This window comes from Geodermatophilus sp. CPCC 206100 (genome assembly GCF_048569675.1).
Taxonomy (GTDB): Bacteria; Actinomycetota; Actinomycetes; order Mycobacteriales; family Geodermatophilaceae; genus Geodermatophilus.
On record NZ_JAQISV010000003.1, the window covers coordinates 233,916 to 252,001 of the forward strand.

Sequence of the window (18,086 nt, forward strand, 5' to 3'; positions counted from 1 at the left end):
CTCCGCGGATGGGGATCAGGCGGCGTCGGCGACCTGGCGCTTCCCCCGGGCCGCGGCCCGGCCCAGCTCGTGCATCGGCACGTCGCGGGTCTCGCGCATGGTCAGCACGGCGATCGTGGCGACCACCGCGGCGGCGCAGGCGAAGATCGCGACGGGGATCCAGTCCTCCAGGGACGGGCCGGCCAGCGCGGCGGCGATCGTCGGGGCGAACCCGCCGAGCGCGAAACCGAACTGGGTGCCGACGGCGACACCGGACATGCGGACCTTGGTGTCGAACTGCTCGCTCCACAGCGCGTACCCGACGCCGCCGTAGGCGCTGTAGGCGACGCCGCCGAGCACGATGCCGAACAGGAACACCAGCGGGAGGTTGGCCTGGCTGACCGACCAGATGAACGGCCAGATCAGCACCGCCGGGCCGAGCGCCCCGATGGCGAAGACCGGCTTGCGGCCGATCTTGTCGCCGATCATCCCCCAGAGCGGGATGGCGCCGAGCGCGACGATGTTGGACAGGATCAGCATCCACAGCAGGCTGGTCCGGGACAGGCCGATCGTGTTCACGCCGTAGGTCAAGCTGTAGATCGACAGGATCGTGCTGATCGTCGAGACCAGCGCAGCGATCATGACCTTCAGCACGTCGGGCGTGTAGTGCGTGAACAGGACCTTGAGCGGCGTCTTCGGAACGGCCTGCTGCTCCTGCTCCTCCTCGAAGGCCGGGGTCTCGTGCAGCGTCCGCCGGATCCACCAGGCGACCACCATGACCACGGCGCTGAGCAGGAACGGGATTCGCCAGCCCCAGGAGAGCAGGGCGTCGGTGGGCATCGCGGCGATCGGGATGAACACCGCGGTGGCCAGGATGAGGCCGAACTGCGTGCCGGCCAGGGTGAAGCTGGTGAAGAAGGCCCGCCGGTGGGGCGGGGCGTGCTCCAGCGACATGGAGCTGGCGCTGGACTGCTCGCCGGCGACGGCCAGGCCCTGGCAGACGCGGAGCACCAGCAGCAGGATCGGCGCGGCGTAGCCGATCTGGTCGTAGGTGGGCAGCACGCCGATGAGGAACGTCGCGATGCCCATGCCGAAGAGCGTGATCAGCAGGACGTTCTTGCGGCCGAACGTGTCGCCCACGTGCCCGAGGATGAACGAGCCGACCGGGCGGGCCACGTAGGCGACGCCGAAGGTGGCCAGCGAGGCGATGGTGGCGGCGGCCTGGTCGCCCTCGGGGAAGAAGATCTGCGGGAAGACGAGCGCTGCCGCCGTGCCGTAGATGAAGAAGTCGTAGTACTCCAGCGCGCTGCCGATCCACGCGCTGATCGCGGCCTTCCTGGGGGTCCGGCGACCGTGCGGTTCGTGGGCGCCGGCCTCGACCGAGACGTCGTGCACGTGATCCTCCTCGATGCTGGGACGTCGGGAACGGGTGCGCCGGCGGGCCTGCGCGGAGCGGGGGCAGGGGACCGGGATCCGGCTGGGTGATGTTGCTGCAACCGGTTTCAGAAACCGGATGCAGAGATGGTGCTGGCCGTCACAGTCGTTGTCAAGAGGCCGCCGGGACCCCGGCGGAGGCGGGCCGACGTGCGACACCGCCGCGTCGCCCGGCGCACCGGGTGGAGCGCGCGGGGCGCCCCGCGATCAGTGCAGGTGGGCGCGCCAGTCGGCCGGGACGCGGCCGCGGGGACCGGGTGCCGGCTGGTCGTGCGGGTGGGCGAGCGGCGGAGCGAGGTCGGGGCCGGTCACCGGGCGCTCGTGGGCGAAGTCCCAGAACCAGGTCTCACCGGGCTCGAAGCTGCGGACGACGGGGTGACCGGACTCGGCGGCGTGCGCCCGGGCGTGCCGGGAGGGCGAGGAGTCGCAGCAGCCGACGTGCCCGCACTGCGCGCAGCGGCGCAGGTGGAACCACCACCCGCCGGTCGCCTCGCACTCCAGGCAGCCGGTGCCGCTGGGCGGCACGGACGGGTCGATCCCCGCGGGAGCGGTCATGGCGGCGTCCTCCCGGTCCGGTGCTGGATCCGGCGCCCACCGTAGGCCCGGGGCGGGCCGCCGCGCGAGGCTGTCGTCGGGGCCGGGCGCGGGACTAGCGTGGCGGCACGGGGGCCGCGTCGGGTGTCCGGCGCACCCGACGGGAGGCCGAGATGGGCAAGCCGGTCCTGCTCAGCGTCGACGACGACCCGGGTGTCTCCCGGGCCGTCGCCCGCGACCTCCGCCGTCGCTACGGCGAGGACTTCCGGGTGCTGCGTGCGAGCTCGGGCGACGAGGCGCTCGAGGCGCTCCGGGAGCTGAAGCTTCGCGGCGACCCGGTCGCCGCGGTGCTCGCCGACTACCGGATGCCCGAGATGAACGGCATCGAGTTCCTCGAGCGGGCCATGGACCTGTTCCCGAGGGCCCGCCGCGCGCTGCTCACCGCCTACGCCGACACCGACGCGGCGATCTCGGCCATCAACGTCGTCGACGTCGACTCCTACCTGCTCAAGCCGTGGAACCCGCCGGAGGAGAAGCTCTACCCGGTGGTCGACGCCATGATCGACGCCTGGCGGGAGTCGTCGGACACCGGTTTCGAGGGCATGAAACTCGTCGGGCACCGGTGGTCGGCGCCGTCCTTCCGGGCGCGGGACTTCCTCGCCCGCAACGCCGTCCCCTACCGCTGGTACAGCGTCGAGGAGCCCGAGGGGCAGCGGATCCTCGCCGCCGCCGGCGCCGGCCCGGACGACGTCCCCGTGGTCGTGACGCCGGACGCGCAGGTCCTGCGGCACCCGGGCGAGGCCGAGCTGGCCGCCGTCGCCGGGCTGGCCGTGGAGCCGCAGGCCGACTTCTACGACGTGGTCGTGGTCGGCGGCGGGCCGGCGGGCCTGGGCGCGGCGGTGTACGCGGCGTCGGAGGGGCTGCGCACCGTGCTGGTCGAGCAGGTGGCCACCGGCGGGCAGGCCGGGCAGAGCAGCCGGATCGAGAACTACCTGGGCTTCCCCGACGGCGTCTCCGGCGGGCAGCTGGCCGACCGGGCGCGGCGGCAGGCGGTGAAGTTCGGCGCCGAGCTGCTGCTGGCCCGCACGGCCGTCGCGCTGGAGTCGCACGGGCCCAAGCGGGTGCTGCGCCTGGACGACGGCCGCAGCATCGGGGCGCACGCCGTCGTCCTCGCCACCGGGGTCTCCTACCGGAGCCTGGGGGTCGACGGCGTCGACGACCTGACCGGCCGCGGGGTCTTCTACGGCTCGGCGATGACCGAGGCCGCCGAGTGCGCCGACCGGGACGTCCTCATCGTCGGCGGCGCCAACTCCGCGGGCCAGGCGGCGGTCTTCTTCTCGCGCTACGCCCGGTCGGTGTGCCTGCTGGTCCGCGGGCCCTCCCTGGAGGCGTCGATGTCGGCCTACCTCATCGAGCAGGTCGCGGGCATCCCGCAGATCTCGGTGCGGACCTGCACCACGGTCGCGCAGGCGCACGGGGACGACCACCTGGAGGCGGTCACGCTGGACGACGCCCGCTCCGGGCAGCGGGAGACCGTGCCGGCCAGCCACCTGTTCGTCTTCATCGGCGGCGCGCCGCGCACCGGCTGGCTGGACGGCGCGGTCGTCCGCGACGAGCGCGGTTTCATCCCGACCGGACCGGCGCTGCTGCGCGACGGGCGGCGGCCGCCGGGCTGGCCGCTGGACCGGGACCCGTTCTTCCTGGAGACCAGCCTGCCCGGGGTGTTCGTCGCCGGCGACGTGCGGGCCGAGTCGGTGAAGCGGGTCGCCTCGGCGGTCGGCGAGGGCGCGATGGCCGTGACGCTCGTGCACCGGTACCTGGGGGAGCGGTGAGCGCGCCCGCGGCCACCCTGACGGTGGCCGAGCTGCGGGAGCTGTTCCTCTTCGCCGACCTCGACGACGGCCAGCTGGACTGGGTGGCCCGGCACGGGGCGGTGCTGGACTTCCCGGCCGGCACGGAGGTGTCGGTCGAGGGGGAGCCGGCGACGTGCTTCTACGTGCTGCTGGACGGCGAGATGAGCATGGTGCGCTTCGTCGGCGGCAGCGAGGTCGAGACGGTGCGGACGTCGCAGCGCGGCGTCTACTCCGGCGCGGTGCAGTTCTACATCGGCGAGCGGATCGCCCAGACCTACCCGGGCACGGTGCGGGCGGTCACCGACTGCCGGTTCCTCGCGCTGCCGGCGGCGGAGTTCGAGGCGGTGTTCCGGCGCTGGTACCCCATGGCCGTGCACCTGCTGGAGGGGCTGTTCTTCGGCCAGCGCAACATCGCCGAGCTGGTCAGCCAGCGCGAGCGGCTGCTGGCGCTGGGCAAGCTCACCGCCGGGCTCACCCACGAGCTGAACAACCCGGCGGCGGCCGCCGCGCGGGCGGCGTCGGCCCTGCGCGACCGGGTCGCCGGCATGCGGCACAAGCTGGCGCTGCTGTCGGAGGGCAAGCTCGACGGCGAGGCGCTGCGGGCGCTGACCGGGCTGCAGGAGACCCTCGTCGCGCGGATCGGGGACGCCCCGGAGCTGACCGCCCTGGAGCGCTCCGACCGCGAGGACGAGCTGTCGGACTGGCTCGAGGACCACGGCCTGGGCAATCCGTGGGAGCTGGCCGGCGTCTTCGTGGCCGCCGGGCTCGGGCCTGACGACCTCGACCGGGTGGAGGACGCCGTGGCGCCGGCCTTCCTCGAGCCGGCGCTGCGCTGGCTGGCCTACACGGTCGAGACCGAGCTGCTGATGGGCGAGATCATCGAGAGCACCGGCCGGATCTCCGGCCTGGTCGACGCCGCCCGGCAGTACTCGCAGCTGGACCGCGCGCCGCACCAGCCGGCCGACGTGCACGCCGGGCTGGACGCCACCCTGGTCATGCTGAGCGCCAAGATCCCGCCCGCGGTGACCGTGGTGAAGGACTACGACCGGTCGCTGCCGCTGGTGCCGGCCTACGCCGGGGAGCTCAACCAGGTGTGGACCAACCTCATCGTCAACGCGCTGGACGCCATGGCGGGGGAGGGCACGCTGACGCTGCGCACCGCCCGGGACGGCGGCTGCGTGCTGGTCGAGGTCGCCGACACCGGCCCGGGCATCCCCGAGGACCTGCGCCGCCGGGTGTTCGAGCCGTTCTTCACCACCAAGCCGGTCGGCCAGGGCACCGGCCTCGGCCTGGACGTCTCCTGGCGGATCGTGGTCAACCGGCACGGCGGTGACCTGCGGGTGCGCTCCGAGCCCGGCGACACCCGCTTCCAGGTGCTGCTGCCGCTGAGCGAGGGGGCGACCGCCCCGGCCTGATCCCGGGCCGCGGCCGGGGCCGCATCGGCGGACACTGGCAGGTGGGCGCGCACCCGGCCGCCTCTCCCCAGCTCCCCGGAGGCGCCCGCGTGTCCTCGTCCGCCGTCCGCCGGTCCCGCGCCGCTCAGGAGGGCTCCCCGGAGGACGGCTACCGGCCGCACTCGCGGCGGTGGCGGGCCCTGTGGGTGACCCTGGTCGTCGGCTTCATGAGCCTGCTCGACGTCAGCATCGTGTCGGTCACGCTCCCGTCGATGCAGCGCGACCTCGGCGCCTCCGCGGCCACCGTCCAGTGGGTGGTGTCCGGGTACGCGCTGACCTTCGCGCTCATGCTGGTCCCGGCCGGGCGGCTGGGCGACGCCTTCGGCCGGCGGCGGATGTTCCTCGTCGGCCTGTCGCTGTTCGTGGTGTGCAGCGCCGCGGCCGGAGCGGCCCCGTCGGCGGGGCTCCTGGTGGCCGCCCGGCTGGCGCAGGGCCTGGCCGCCGGGTGCCTGGCGCCGCAGAACTCGGGGCTGATCCAGCAGCTGTTCCGCGGCGACGAGCGTGCCCGGGCGTTCGGGATGTTCGGGGCCACGGTCGGCATCTCCACCGCGGTCGGGCCGGTCGTCGGCGGGCTGATCCTCGCCCTCGCCGACGGGCCCGACGGCTGGCGGTGGGTCTTCTACGTCAACGTGCCGATCGGCGTGGTCGCCTTCGTCCTCGCCTGGCGGCTCCTGCCCCGGGGCGGCACCGGCCAGCGGGGCGGCATCGACGTGGGCGGCGCCCTGCTGCTGGGGGTGGGGGCGTTCGCCGTCCTGCTGCCCCTGGTGCAGGCCGAGGCCGGCGGGCTGGCCCGGCTGTGGTGGCTGTTCCCGGTCGGGGTGCTGGTGCTGACCGCCTTCGCGGTCTGGGAGCAGCGGGTGGTGCGGCGCGACGGCCAGCCGGTGTTCGACCCCCGCCTGGTGACCGAGACCCGCGGGTACGGCATCGGCGCGGCGCTGGGCACGGCGTACTTCATCGGGTTCAGCGGGATCTGGCTCGTCTTCGCGCTGCTGTTCCAGAACGGCCTCGGCTTCAGCCCGCTGCGGTCGGGCCTGGCGGTGACGCCGTTCGCGATCGGCGCCGCGGTCTCGGCGGTGGTCGCCGGGCGGCTGGTCGAGCGCTACGGGCGGGCGATCACCGTCGTGGGCCTGTGCCTGGTGCTCGCCGGGCTGGGCGCCGCGGCGGTCGTCCTGCTCGTCGTGCCGGCGTCGGCGGTGGGCTGGGCGGTCGCGCCGGCCCTGCTGGTCGCCGGCATCGGGGGCGGCGGCGTCCTGTCGCCCAACGTCACCATGACCCTCCGGGACGTGCCGGTCCGGATGGCCGGCGCCGCCGGCGGCGGGCTGCAGACCGCGCAGCGCTTCGGCGGCGCGATCGGCACCGCGGCGCTGCCGGGCCTGTTCTACGTCGTCCTCGGCGCGACCGGCGAGGACTTCCCGACCGCGGCGGCCGCCGGACTGGCGGTCGCCCTCGTCGGGGTGCTCGCCGCCCTCGTGCTCGCGGTGATCGACCTGCGGCGCAGCTCCCGCCCGGCCGAGGACACCGCAGACGACACCGACGACGAGACGGACGAGGACGACGGGCACGACGACGGGGACGGCGACCGGCGCCGCTCCGGGGACCGCCACCACGCCCACCCCTGACGCGACGAGGGTGCCCGGCCAGGCGGCCGGGCACCCTCGTCCAGGGCGGGAGCGGTCAGCGCACGGACGCCTCGGCGACCTCCCGCTGCGCGGACTCGGCGTCCCGCTGCCCGGGGCCGGCGTTGCTGCCGGACTCCGGCAGGTCCCCGGAGCCGTGGTCGTCGAGCATCGTCTCCTCGTCGAAGGGGCTCTCGCCGGACAGCGCCGCCGACAGCTGCTCGCGGTCGAGCTCCTTGGTCCAGGTGGCGACCAGGACGGTGGCGATCGCGTTGCCGGCGAAGTTGGTCACCGCGCGGGCCTCGGACATGAACCGGTCGATGCCGACGATCAGGCCGACGCCGTCGAGCAGGTCGGGGCGGTGCGCCGACAGCCCGCCGGCCAGCGTGGCCAGGCCGGCGCCGGTGACCCCGGCGGCGCCCTTCGAGGCGACGATCATGAAGACCAGCAGGCCGAGCTGCTCGCCGATGGTCAGCGGGTCGCCGAGCGCCTCGGCGATGAACAGCGAGGCCATCGTCAGGTAGATCGCGGTGCCGTCCAGGTTGAACGAGTACCCGGTCGGGACGACGATCCCGGCCACCGGCTGGCTCACGCCGGCGTGCTCCATCTTGGCGATCAGGCGGGGCAGCGCCGTCTCCGACGAGGACGTCGAGACGATCAGCAGGAACTCCCGGCCGAGGTACTTCAGCAGCGAGAAGACGTTGACGTGGGCGACGAGCCGCAGGATCAGCCCGAGGACGACGAAGACGAAGATCGCGCAGGTCGCGTAGAAGGCGATCATGATCACGGCCAGGCTCTTCAGCGCGTCGATGCCGGTCTCGCCGACGACCGCCGCGATCGCGCCGAAGGCGCCGATCGGGGCCAACCACATGATCATCGCCAGGATGCGGAAGACCAGCTTCTGCAGGTGGCCGATGCCGCGCAGCAGGGGCTCACCGGAGCGTCCCATGGCCTGGATCGCGAAGCCGACCAGCAGCGCGACGAGCAGCGCCTGCAGCACCGATCCCGCCGTCAGGGCCGACAGGAGCGTGGTCGGGATCAGCCCGAGCAGGAAGTCGACGGTGCCGCCGCTCTCGTGGGCCTCCCCGGCCAGCGCGGCGCCCTCACCCCGGAGCTCGTCCGAGAGCTGGAGCCCGTCCCCGGGGTTGATGATGTTGCCGACCACCAGGCCGATCGCCAGCGCGACGGTCGACATGAGGATGAAGTAGCCGAGCGCCAGACCGCCGATCCGGCCCACCTTCGCCGCCTGCCGGATCGCGCCGATGCCCAGCACGATCGTGCAGAAGATGACCGGCGCGATGAGCATCTTGATCAGGCCCACGAACGCGGTGCCCAGCCACTTCAGGCTCGTCGCGAACTCCGGGAACGCGAAGCCGACCGCGATGCCCAGGACCACGGCGCCGATGACGGCGATGTAGAGCCAGTGGGTGCGGTCCTTGCGCCGGGTGGCCGGCGGTCGGTCGTGCTCGGTGCCTGACGCCATGGCGAGCTCCTGTCGTGGGGGGGCGGCGGGTCGCGGGCCCCGGAGGGGAGTGCCCCGCGTGTTGCGATGCCAGTCACAGTGCGGTGCGCGGTGACGCCGGTCACGCATTCGGTCATTGCGTTCACGGGGGCGCGACGACGGCCGGGGGGACGGCGCCAGGCGGCACACTCCCTGCGTGCACGTGCCCGCGTTCCTGTCGCACCGGCGCGATCCGAGCCTGGCCCGGCGGTTGCTGCTCCTCCAGGCGCTGGTAGTGGGGGTCGTCGTCCTGACCGCGTCGGTGGTCGCCTACCTCGACGCCCGGCAGGCCGTGCAGGAGACCGCCGAGCAGGAGACGACCGCGATCGTGGAGAGCCTGGCCGACTCGCCTCTGGTCCGGGACGCGGTCGCCGGCCCCGACCCGACCGGCGTCCTGCAGCCCTACGTGGAGCAGGTCCGCGCCGACACCGGCACGTCCTTCATCACCGTCCTCGCGCCCGACCGCACCCGGTACACGCACCCCGACCCGGCCGAGATCGGCCGCCCGTTCCGCGGGACCATCGCGCCGGCGCTGGCGGGGGAGACCTTCACCGAGACCTACACCGGCACCCTCGGCCCGTCGGTCCGGGCCACCGGCCCCGTGGTGGGCGACGGCGGCGACGTCGTCGCACTGGTGTCGGCGGGGATCACCGTCGAGGCGATCGGGGACGACCTCGCCGCCGCCGTCCCCGGGATCGCCGGGACCGCCCTGGCCACCCTCGCCGTCGGCGGGCTGGGCAGCTGGGCGCTGAGCCGGCGGCTGCAGCGGCAGACGCACGGGCTCTCGCCCGGCCAGCTGGCGCGGATGGTCGAGTACCACTCCGCCGTGCTGCACGCCGTCCGCGAGGGGCTGCTCCTGGTGGACGGCGAGCAGCGGGTGCAGCTGGTCAACGACGAGGCCCGGCGGCTGCTCGGGCTGGCCGGCGACCCGACCGGCCGGCACGTCGCCGAGTTGGGGCTGCCGGCCGAGCTCACCGCGGTGCTGGCCCAGCAGCGCACCGCGGTCGACGAGGTGCACGTGACCGGCACCCGGGTGCTCGTGGTCAACCAGGCCCCGCCGCAGGCCGCCGACGGGTCGGCGGGCACCGTGGTGACGCTGCGGGACCACACCGACCTGCAGGCGCTCACCGGCGAGCTGGACAGCGTCCGGTCGTTCGCCGAGTCCCTGCGGGCGCAGGCGCACGAGGCCGCCAATCGGCTGCACACCACCGTGTCCCTGGTGGAGCTCGGCCGCACCCAGGAGGCGGTCGACTTCGCCATCGCCTCGCTGGCGTCGGCGCAGCGGCTCACCGACCGCGTGGTCGGGTCCGTCGGCGACCCGGTGCTGGCCGCGCTGCTGCTCGGCAAGGTGGCCACCGCGCACGAGCGCGGCGTGCTGCTGGAGATCGACCCGGCCACCTCGGTGGGGGACACCGGCCTGCCCGGCGGCGACCTGGTGACCGTCGTCGGCAACCTGCTCGACAACGCCATCGACGCCGCGCTGGCCGGCGATCCCCCGCGGGAGGTGCAGTTCGCCGCCGAGGTGGCCGACGGCCGGCTGGAGATCCGGGTCGAGGACACCGGCCCGGGGGTCGCCGAGGCGGACCTGGGGCGGGTCTTCGAGCGCGGCTGGTCGACCAAGGACACCGACGGTGCACCGGCCGGGCTGGGCCGCGGCCTGGGGCTGGCCCTGGTCGCGGCCGCCGTCACCCGGCACGGCGGGACGATCGCCGTCCGGCCGGGGCCGGGCGCGGAGTTCGTCGTCCGGCTGCCCCTGCCCGTGCCGGCCGGGGCGGCGTCGTGATCCGCGTCCTCGTCGTCGAGGACGAGCCGGTTGCCGCCGAGGCCCACCGCGCCTACGTCGACCGGACCGCGGGCTTCAGCACGGCGGCGGTGGCCGGCACCGGCGCCGCGGCCCTCGACGCGCTGGCCCGGGTGCCGGTCGACCTCGTACTCCTCGACATGAACCTGCCCGACGCGCACGGCATCGAGCTGTGCCGGCGGATCCGCGGCGCCGGCGCGCAGGTCGACGTCCTGGCGGTCACCTCGGCGCGGGAGCTCACCACCGTCCGCGCGGCCGCGGCGCACGGTGTCGTCGGCTACCTGCTCAAGCCGTTCACCTACCCGGCGCTGCGGGACCGGCTGACCGCCTACGCCGAGTACCGGTCGCGGCTGGCCGCCGGCGGGGACGCCGCCGGGCAGGACGAGGTCGACCGGGTGCTGGGCGCGGTCCGCCCGGGCCGGTCCGCGCCGCTGCCGAAGGGGATGGGCCGGGAGACCCTCGACGCCGTCGTCTCCGCGGTCCGGGCCGGCGACGGGCTCTCGGCCGCCGAGACCGCCGAGCTGATCGGCGCCTCGCGGATCACCGCCCGCCGCTACCTGGAGTACCTCGCCGACGCCGGCCTGGTCGACCGCGCCCCCCGCTACGGCGGCGCCGGCCGCCCGGAGATGGAGTACCGCTGGCGCTGAGCGGTTCCGTCCTCAGCCGACGAGGACGACGACCAGCGTGCGCGGGCCGTGCACGCCCTCGACCCGCTGCAGCTCGATGTCGCTGGTGGCCGAGGGGCCGCTCACCATGGTCAGCGGCGCGGTCGGCTCGAGTCGGGCCAGCCCCTCGGGGACGCCGCCGACCACCTGCCCGGCCTCCACGACGCAGACCAGGCAGTCGGGCAGCAGCGACACCGCGCGCCGGCCCGAGCGGGGCCCGCCGTCCAGGACCAGGGTGCCGGTCTCGGCGATCGCGACGGCCACGCCGGTGACGGTGGCGGCGAAGGCGGCCAGCTCGACGGCGGGGCGGCCGTCGTCCTCGCGCACGCCGGCGGGGCGCCAGTGCTCGGGCAGGCCGGGGGCGACGACGACGTCCGCCGCGGCCCAGCCGGGACCCAGGCCCGCGTGCAGGGCGGCGGACACGGTGGCGGCGACGTCGCCGGGCGGGCAGCGGAGCACCGACGCCCGGTAGTCCACGAGCCGGTCGGTGAGGACGTCGAGCAGCTCCGCGCCGGCCCGCCCGTCCGCCGTCCGGTAGGCGCGGGCGATCTCGCTGACCTCGCGCGCCGGCCCCAGCGCGGTGCGGATGCGGGCGAGCACCTCGTCGCGGGCGCTCATGCGGTCGCCTCCGTCCCACTCTCGCGGGATTCCGCGCGCCCTCGCGGTGCTGTCCCACCGCAGGCGCGCGCGGAGAACCGCAGGAGTCGGGTCACGACCGGCCCCCGTGCTCCCGCGCCCAGGCCTGCGTGAACGTCTCCCGCGGCGGGGTCGGCAGGTCGCGGCTGCGGGTCCACGCCCACGCCGGCGGGGGCAGGGCGGCGGGCAGGGTCGGCCTCCCCCGCGCGAGCAGCCGGCCGAGGCCCGCCGCGCGCTGGGCCAGCCGCCACAGCCGCGGGTGCGACATGGCGCGGGCCAGCGCGCGGAAGGCGACCGCCTCGGGCGTCGTCCGCTCCTGCGCCTCGACGTGCTCACCGCGCAGGTGGACCAGGATCGAGGGGATGTCGATGGCCACCGGGCAGGCGTCGTAGCAGGCGCCGCACAGGCTCGACGCGTAGGGCAGCGAGGCGTTGTCCTCGACGCCGGTCAGCTGGGGGGACAGCACCGCGCCGATCGGCCCCGGGTAGACCGAGCCGTAGGCGTGCCCGCCGGTGCGCTCGTAGACCGGGCAGACGTTCAGGCAGGCCGAGCAGCGGATGCAGTGCAGCGCCTCCCGGCCCACCTCGTCGGCGAGGACCGCCGTCCGCCCGTTGTCGAGCAGCACCAGGTGGAACTCCTCCGGGCCGTCGCCGGGGCTCACGCCGGTCCACATCGAGGTGTAGGGGTTCATCCGCTCGCCGGTGGAGCTGCGCGGCAGCAGCTGGAGGAACACCTCCAGGTCGCGCCAGGTGGGCACCAGCTTCTCGATGCCCATGACGGTGATGAGGGTCTGCGGGAGGGTCAGGCACATCCGGCCGTTGCCCTCGCTCTCGACGACGGCGAGGGTGCCGGTCTCGGCGACGGCGAAGTTGGCCCCGCTGACCGCCACCCGGGCGCGGAGGAACCGCTCGCGCAGGTGGGCACGGGCGGCCATCGCCAGGCGGCGCGGCTCGTCGGTGAGGTCGGCGTCGACCCCCGGCATGGTGCGCAGGAAGATCTCGCGGATCTCGGCGCGGTTCTTGTGGATCGCCGGCACGAGGATGTGGCTGGGCTCGTCCTCCCCGAGCTGCACGATCAGCTCGGCGAGGTCGGTCTCGTGGGCGGTGATCCCGGCGGCCTCCAGCGCCTCGTTGAGCCCGATCTCCTGGGTGGCCATCGACTTGACCTTGACCACCTCGTCGGCGTCGGTGGCCTGGACGAGCCGGGTGACGATCTCGTTGGCTTCCAGGGCGTCGCGGGCCCAGTGCACCGTGCCGCCACGGGCGGTGACCTGCTCCTCCAGCTGGACCAGCAGCTCGTCGAGGCGGGCCATGGTCGCGGCCTTGATCGCCCGGCCGGCCGAGCGCAGCTCCGCCCAGTCGGGCACCTCGCCGACGACCGCGGCCCGCTTGCGGCGGATGGTGGACGTCGCGTGGCCGAGGTTGGCCCGCAGCTGGCCGTCGCGCAGCGCGTCGCGGGCGGCGTCGGGGAAGGGGCGGTCGCCCCGGAGGTGGCCCACGCCCGCCGGGGCGGTGGGGAGGGCGGGCCGTGGCGCGGTCGGCAGCGCCGGCATCCCGAGGTGGACGGCGGTCACCGCCGTCCACCCGTGGCAGTTTCCGCGGAAACCGACGTCCGTGGACCGTCGTTCTCCGCGGAAACCGACGGCTTCGTGGTCTGGGAGGGGGTCACGGCGTCCTCCGTCGAGGCGAGGATCTCGGCCAGGTGCACCGTGCGGGTGCCCGAGCGCAGCCGGGACAGCCCGCCGCCGATGTGCAGGAGGCAGGAGGCGTCGCCGGCGGTGCACACCTCGGCGTGGGTGGACAGCACGTTGGCCATCTTGTCGGCGAGCATCGCGGTCGAGGTGTCGGCGTTCTTGACCGCGAAGGTGCCTCCGAAGCCGCAGCACTGGTCGGCGGCCGGCAGCTTGGCCAGCTCCAGTCCGCGCACCGCGCGCAGCAGCGCGAGCGGCCGGTCGCCCACGCGGAGCAGCCGCAGCGAGTGGCAGGTCGGGTGGTAGGTGACCCGGTGCGGGTAGTAGGCGCCGACGTCGGTGACGCCGAGGACGTCGACGAGGAACTGCGACAGCTCGTACGTCCGCCCGGCCAGCGCCGCGGCCTCCTCGGCGAGCGCGTGCTCCCCGGCCCGGCGCAGGACCGTCGCCTGCTGGTGGTGGATCGACGCCACGCAGGACCCGGACGGCGCCACCACGGCCTCCGCGCCGGCGAAGGCGCGCACGTGGTTGGCCACGATCGGCACCGCCTCGCGCCGGTAGCCGGTGTTGACGTGCATCTGGCCGCAGCAGGCCTGCCCCGGGGGGACGACGACCTCGTGGCCCAGCCGCTCGAGCAGCCGGGCCGTGGCCATCGCCACCTGCGGCACCACCGTGTCCACGAGGCACGTGGCGAAGAGCGCGACCCTCACGGTGCCGACTCTCGCACGACGCGGGTGCCGGGGACCCGCGGGAGCCTCCTACGCCCCGGCCGGTGCGCGCCGGACCCGGATGGCTGCCGCCGCGAGCAGCCCGGCGAGGACGGCGCCGGTGACGTTGAGCGCCGCGTCGACCGGGGAGACCACGCGGCCGAGGGGCAGCGCCCACTGCAGCAGCTCGACGCCCCCGGCGACCGCGACGGCGACGACGACGAGCCGGTGCGGCGTCCCCAGGGCGGGCCACCGCAGCACGGCCAGGGCGGCCAGGGGCGCGAGCAGCGCGAGGTTGCCGAGCAGCTGGAACAGCGTCGTCCGGGACTCCAGGCCGGTGGCGTACCAGCGCAGCTCGGTCAGCGGCGCGCCCCACGCCCAGCCGGCCGCCCCGGTCGGGGTGAGGGTCAGCACCGCGACGGCGAGCCCCGCGCAGAGCAGGGCGACGTCGAGCACGCGGCGTCGGTCGTCGTCCACGGACCCGAGGGTGCACCGGCCGGCCGGGAACCCGCTGGCAGGCGTCTGGACGGCGCCTGGCAGCGGCCCGGCGCGGGGATCAGCGCGGCTCTGCCGTCGTGGGCCGCGCGCGGGCGGCCTGCCACTGCCGGACCCAGGCCCGGCCGTAGTCGTTGCCGTGCGGCGTCCGCAGCACGGTGTGGATGTGGAACGTCTTCGGGGTGTCGTAGTCGAGGAAGACGCCGCCGTGGTGGTCGAGCTCGGCGATCAGGACCGGCGACTGCACCCGGTAGTAGAAGACGTCGCCGGGCCGGTGCCCGCCGATCCAGGAGAACCAGGTCTCGTCGAGGTGGTCCTCGACCTCCCGCAGGCGCGCGGTCCGCGGGCCCTCGGGCAGCAGGCGCACGAACGTCGCGACGACGTCCACCACCCGCTGCCGGGCGGCCTCCGGCAGCTCCGCGACCCGGACGCCCTCGACCGGGATCACCCGGTTGTCCTGGAAGGCGCCGGCCAGGTGCCGCTCGTCGCCGGGGTGCACCCGGCCGGGCGGCATGGCCGGGTCGACCATCTGCTCGTACACGACCGCGGCGCGCCGCTGGTCCGGGTCCAGCGCGGCCATGACGGCCAGCCCGGCGTCGATCCGGTCGGCGAACAGGCCGGAGAGCCCGGCGTGCGGGCCCGCGTCGATCTCGTCCGGCTCGGCGCCGAGGAAGACCGGCGAGACCACCATGCGGCCCTCGACGACGAGGCAGTGGACCGCGCAGTGGTGGCCGTACAGCTGCCAGCCCCACGGGGCGCGCAGGTCGGGGGTGCCATAGAGGGCGAGGTTGTAGCTCCACTCGCCCAGCACGGTGGGCAGGTCGACGACGTCGCCGAGGAAGCCGTTGACCAGCATCATCGCGTGCACGGAGGCAGCGCCCTCGGGGGAGAGCGAGGCCCGCACCAGGGCCAGCGCCCGCTCCCGCACCTCCGGCGGCTGGAACTCCAGGCGCAGGCCGGTGTCGAACTGCAGGAACTCGGGGTTCGCCCAGGTCTGCCACTCGACGGCGTCCACGGGGAACGCGATCCGCTCCCGGTCCTCCGGGGAGAGCGCGGCGAGCAGGTCGGTCACCGCGGCGACCATCGCCGCGACCGGGGCCTCCTCGCCGGGGCGGGCCGGCTCCAGCGGGTACAGGCCCTCCCGCAACGTGCCGTCCTCGGTGACCCCGCGGAACTCCGTGCGGTAGAGCGGCGTCCAGCCCTCGACCAGCCCGCCGGTGAACGTGCCCGGTTCCTTCGAGAACTCGCCGTAGGAGTGGGGGTCCATGCCGCGGACGTCGGCCAGCCGCGGGTGGTCGTGCGGGAAGAGGTACCGGCGGAACTCGCCCGACACGGCTCAGCCCCGCTTCCGCGCGTCGCCGGCGACGACGCGGTTGGTGAGGACGCCGAGGCGGTCCACCTCGACCTCGACCACGTCGCCGGGCTGCAGCAGCCACGGGGGCGTGCGGGCGTAGCCGACGCCGGAGGGGGTGCCGGTGGCCAGCAGGTCCCCGGGACGGAGCGTGAACGTCCGGCTGATGAGCGCGAGGGTGTCGCCGACGGGATAGACCATCTCGTCGGTGCGGCCGTCCTGGACGGTCTCGCCGTTCACCCGGGTCCGCACCCGCAGCCCCTCCCGCAGGTCGCCGACCTCGGCCGCCGGCACCAGCGGGCCGAGCGGGCCGGAGTTGTCGCCGTTCTTGCCGAGGATCCACTGGCTGGTCAGCTTCTGGGCCCGGCGGGCGGTGAGGTCGTTGAACGTCGAGTACCCGACGACGGCGGCCAGCGCCTCGTCCGGGGTGGCGTCGACCAGCGTCGACCCGACGTAGGCCACCACCTCGCCCTCCCAGTCGAGGCCCTCCTCGTCCGGCGGCACCGGCACCTCGGCGCCGTCCACGGTCAGCGAGGCGGTCCAGCGGGCGAACAGGGTCGGGTACGGCGGCAGGTCCTGCCCGGCGAACGAGCCCTCGGCGACGTGCTTGAGGTAGTTCAGCCCGATGCAGACGACCCGGGCGCCGGGCAGCACCGGCGGAACGCGCTCGACGTCCCCCACCGGCAGCGCCGGACCGGCCGGCTCGCGGGACAGGTGCCCGGTGGCGTCGGCCCAGAACGCCTCCAGCCCGGCGACGACCGTCACCGAGGTGCCGTCGTCGGACAGCGCGCCGACCTCGACCGGTCCGCCGTCCCGGCGGATGCCCATGATCCTCATGACTGGTCCCCTCCGGGGGTCAGGTGCCGCTGCAGGAAGTCGACGGTGCGGCGCAGGGCGTCGGCGGCGGCGTCCGGGTCGCCCGCCCACATGTGGTCGGCGGCGTCGTAGGAGTGCAGCTCGACGTCGGCCCCGGTCTGCTGGAGCGCCGCGGCCAGCCGCTCGGACTGCACCCACGGGATGAGCTGGTCGACCCGCCCGTGCAGCAGCAGGACCGGCGGTGCGGACGGCGAGACGTGGGTGAGCGGGCTGGCCTGCGCCGCGAGGTCCGGCACGGTCGCCGCGGGCGCGCCCAGCAGGAGCGCCTCGCGGGTCGAGGCGTCGAGGGGGTCGGCACCGGTGTCGACGGCGACGGCGGCGACGTCGCTGGGAGCGAACCACGCGACGACGGCGACGACGTCCGACGGGGGGCCCGCGACGCCGACGTCCCCCTCCAGCGCGGGGTCGCCGCCGGTGAGGCCGAGCAGCGCGGCGAGGTGCCCGCCGGCCGACTCGCCCCAGGCGGCGATCCGGTCGCCGTCGATCCCCAGCTCTCCGGCGCGGGCGCGCAGCCAGCGGACGGCGGCCTTCGCGTCGGAGAGCTGGGCCGGCCACGTCGCCTCGCCCGAGAGCCGGTAGTCGACGCTGGCCACCGCGATGCCCGCCTGCGCCAGCACCTGGAACGGGGTCGGGTCCTGGCCGCGGTAGGCGGGGCCGGCGGAGTGGCGGCTGCCCACCCGCCAGCCGCCGCCGTGCAGGAACACCACGACGGGGGCCGGGCTCCCGGCCGGCAGGTGCAGGTCGAGCTCGAGCGGGCGGAGCCCGGGGATCGCGGCGTACGGGACCCCCGCGAGGACACGGGTGCCCCCGGGGCCGGGGTGCGCGCGAGGCAGCGGCAGTTCGTGGGCGGGCGGCGGGAAGGGCAGGGCTGGCGCGGGCACGGAACTCCTCGTGTCCTCCGGGAGGCGGCAGGTCAGGCGTCGGGCCAGGTGTGGTCCGGCAGGAAGCGCATGTCGTGCTGCTGGGCCGCCGCCTGCATGCGCGGGGGGTCCGGCACGAACGGCGGCTGGTCCGGACCGGCGGAGTCGGTCGGGGTGCCCATGTGCTGGAAGAACCGCTCGAAGCCGCCGGACAGCGTGCCCATGATCCGGGCGTGCTCGACGATCTGGTAGGCGTGCGCGAAGCCGGCCGGGACGAACCCGAAGTCGCCCGCGCGCAGCAGTTGGGACTGCTTCTGCCGCTCGGCGTCCTCGAAGAACAGCCGCACCGTGCCCTCGATGACGTAGAAGGTCTCATGGGTGGCGTTGTGCGCGTGCGTCGGGATGACGTCCCCGGCCGGGGAGTCGCTGACGACCACCCCGAACTGGTTCTCCGTCTCGTCCCCGGACAGCAGCACCGTGAACACGTCCCGGAACAGCATCGCGTGCTCTCCCTCGCCCCGGCGCAGCACGTAGGGCACCGGCCTGCCGGGCAGCACGCCCGCCCACTGCGGACCCCTCGCGGGGTCGACCAGGTACTCGAAGCTCATGCGCCCTCCCGGGTGGGGTCGTCGGT

General features: G+C 75.1%; 16 protein-coding genes. 5 read left to right on the forward strand and 11 right to left on the reverse strand.

Annotated elements, in window-relative coordinates; genetic code table 11:
- Positions 1 to 15: 15 nt before the first annotated feature.
- Positions 16 to 1,374: an MFS transporter gene (locus tag PGN05_RS01655; RefSeq protein WP_419750578.1), complete on the reverse strand. Its 1,359-nt coding sequence runs from the start codon at positions 1,372 to 1,374 to the stop codon at positions 16 to 18.
- Between the two features lie 246 nt (positions 1,375 to 1,620).
- Complete coding sequence (locus PGN05_RS01660) at positions 1,621 to 1,968, reverse strand: UBP-type zinc finger domain-containing protein (RefSeq protein WP_419750580.1); 348 nt, start codon at positions 1,966 to 1,968, stop codon at positions 1,621 to 1,623.
- A gap of 152 nt (positions 1,969 to 2,120) precedes the next feature.
- On the opposite strand from PGN05_RS01660, the gene PGN05_RS01665 reads away from it, so the two are divergent.
- The 3 genes from PGN05_RS01665 to PGN05_RS01675 all read left to right on the forward strand — a co-directional run bounded on the left by PGN05_RS01665 (position 2,121) and on the right by PGN05_RS01675 (position 6,873).
- The gene (locus PGN05_RS01665) at positions 2,121 to 3,779 is read left to right on the forward strand and encodes an FAD-dependent oxidoreductase (protein ID WP_419750582.1); all 1,659 of its coding nucleotides are present in this window, start codon (positions 2,121 to 2,123) and stop codon (positions 3,777 to 3,779) included.
- On the forward strand, positions 3,776 to 5,215 hold the full coding sequence (locus PGN05_RS01670; RefSeq protein ID WP_419750583.1) for an ATP-binding protein: 1,440 nt from the start codon (positions 3,776 to 3,778) through the stop codon (positions 5,213 to 5,215). The genes PGN05_RS01665 and PGN05_RS01670 overlap by 4 nt, the downstream gene beginning before the upstream one ends.
- An 89-nt stretch (positions 5,216 to 5,304) precedes the next feature.
- On the forward strand, positions 5,305 to 6,873 hold the full coding sequence (locus tag PGN05_RS01675) for an MFS transporter (RefSeq protein ID WP_419750585.1): 1,569 nt from the start codon (positions 5,305 to 5,307) through the stop codon (positions 6,871 to 6,873).
- A 55-nt stretch (positions 6,874 to 6,928) separates the two neighbouring features.
- On the opposite strand, the gene PGN05_RS01680 is transcribed toward PGN05_RS01675, so the two are convergent.
- On the reverse strand, positions 6,929 to 8,353 hold the full coding sequence (locus tag PGN05_RS01680; RefSeq protein ID WP_419750587.1) for a cation:dicarboxylate symporter family transporter: 1,425 nt from the start codon (positions 8,351 to 8,353) through the stop codon (positions 6,929 to 6,931).
- Positions 8,354 to 8,528: 175 nt separating this feature from the next.
- On the opposite strand from PGN05_RS01680, the gene PGN05_RS01685 reads away from it, so the two are divergent.
- Positions 8,529 to 10,154, forward strand: a complete 1,626-nt coding sequence (locus PGN05_RS01685; RefSeq protein WP_419750589.1) for an ATP-binding protein — start codon at positions 8,529 to 8,531, stop codon at positions 10,152 to 10,154.
- Positions 10,151 to 10,819 (forward strand): response regulator, encoded by a 669-nt coding sequence (locus PGN05_RS01690; protein ID WP_419750591.1) that lies wholly within the window; start codon positions 10,151 to 10,153, stop codon positions 10,817 to 10,819. Before PGN05_RS01685 ends, PGN05_RS01690 begins: the two co-directional genes overlap by 4 nt.
- A 12-nt stretch (positions 10,820 to 10,831) precedes the next feature.
- Here PGN05_RS01690 and PGN05_RS01695 read toward each other — a convergent pair whose 3' ends face one another.
- The 8 genes from PGN05_RS01695 to PGN05_RS01730 form a co-directional block, all read right to left on the reverse strand.
- A complete protein-coding gene (locus PGN05_RS01695; protein WP_419750593.1) occupies positions 10,832 to 11,455 on the reverse strand; it encodes a LutC/YkgG family protein in 624 nt (207 codons plus the stop codon).
- Between the two features lie 91 nt (positions 11,456 to 11,546).
- Positions 11,547 to 13,046: a LutB/LldF family L-lactate oxidation iron-sulfur protein gene (locus tag PGN05_RS01700; protein WP_419750595.1), complete on the reverse strand. Its 1,500-nt coding sequence runs from the start codon at positions 13,044 to 13,046 to the stop codon at positions 11,547 to 11,549.
- Positions 13,043 to 13,873, reverse strand: a complete 831-nt coding sequence (locus tag PGN05_RS01705; RefSeq protein ID WP_419750597.1) for a (Fe-S)-binding protein — start codon at positions 13,871 to 13,873, stop codon at positions 13,043 to 13,045. The genes PGN05_RS01700 and PGN05_RS01705 overlap by 4 nt, the downstream gene beginning before the upstream one ends.
- Positions 13,874 to 13,921: 48 nt before the next feature.
- Complete coding sequence (locus PGN05_RS01710) at positions 13,922 to 14,347, reverse strand: VanZ family protein (RefSeq protein ID WP_419750599.1); 426 nt, start codon at positions 14,345 to 14,347, stop codon at positions 13,922 to 13,924.
- Positions 14,348 to 14,426: 79 nt separating this feature from the next.
- Positions 14,427 to 15,698, reverse strand: coding sequence for a DUF3500 domain-containing protein (locus PGN05_RS01715; RefSeq protein WP_419750601.1), 1,272 nt, complete (start codon positions 15,696 to 15,698; stop codon positions 14,427 to 14,429).
- A 3-nt stretch (positions 15,699 to 15,701) separates the two neighbouring features.
- Positions 15,702 to 16,553 (reverse strand): fumarylacetoacetate hydrolase family protein, encoded by an 852-nt coding sequence (locus PGN05_RS01720; protein WP_419750602.1) that lies wholly within the window; start codon positions 16,551 to 16,553, stop codon positions 15,702 to 15,704.
- Positions 16,550 to 17,473, reverse strand: coding sequence for an alpha/beta hydrolase fold domain-containing protein (locus tag PGN05_RS01725; protein WP_419750604.1), 924 nt, complete (start codon positions 17,471 to 17,473; stop codon positions 16,550 to 16,552). Before PGN05_RS01725 ends, PGN05_RS01720 begins: the two co-directional genes overlap by 4 nt.
- Before the next feature lie 32 nt (positions 17,474 to 17,505).
- Positions 17,506 to 18,060: a quercetin 2,3-dioxygenase gene (locus PGN05_RS01730; RefSeq protein WP_419750606.1), complete on the reverse strand. Its 555-nt coding sequence runs from the start codon at positions 18,058 to 18,060 to the stop codon at positions 17,506 to 17,508.
- Between the last annotated feature and the right edge of the window lie 26 nt (positions 18,061 to 18,086).

What these genes read in the sequence shown, in the direction of transcription:
- PGN05_RS01665 (WP_419750582.1), top strand. Translation starts at nt 2,121, where the DNA reads ATGGGCAAGCCGGTCCTGCTCAGCGTCGACGACGACCCGGGTGTCTCC.
- PGN05_RS01730 (WP_419750606.1), bottom strand. Translation starts at nt 18,060, where the DNA reads ATGAGCTTCGAGTACCTGGTCGACCCCGCGAGGGGTCCGCAGTGGGCG.
- PGN05_RS01695 (WP_419750593.1), bottom strand. Translation starts at nt 11,455, where the DNA reads ATGAGCGCCCGCGACGAGGTGCTCGCCCGCATCCGCACCGCGCTGGGG.
- PGN05_RS01680 (WP_419750587.1), bottom strand. Translation starts at nt 8,353, where the DNA reads ATGGCGTCAGGCACCGAGCACGACCGACCGCCGGCCACCCGGCGCAAG.
- PGN05_RS01660 (WP_419750580.1), bottom strand. Translation starts at nt 1,968, where the DNA reads ATGACCGCTCCCGCGGGGATCGACCCGTCCGTGCCGCCCAGCGGCACC.
- PGN05_RS01720 (WP_419750602.1), bottom strand. Translation starts at nt 16,553, where the DNA reads ATGAGGATCATGGGCATCCGCCGGGACGGCGGACCGGTCGAGGTCGGC.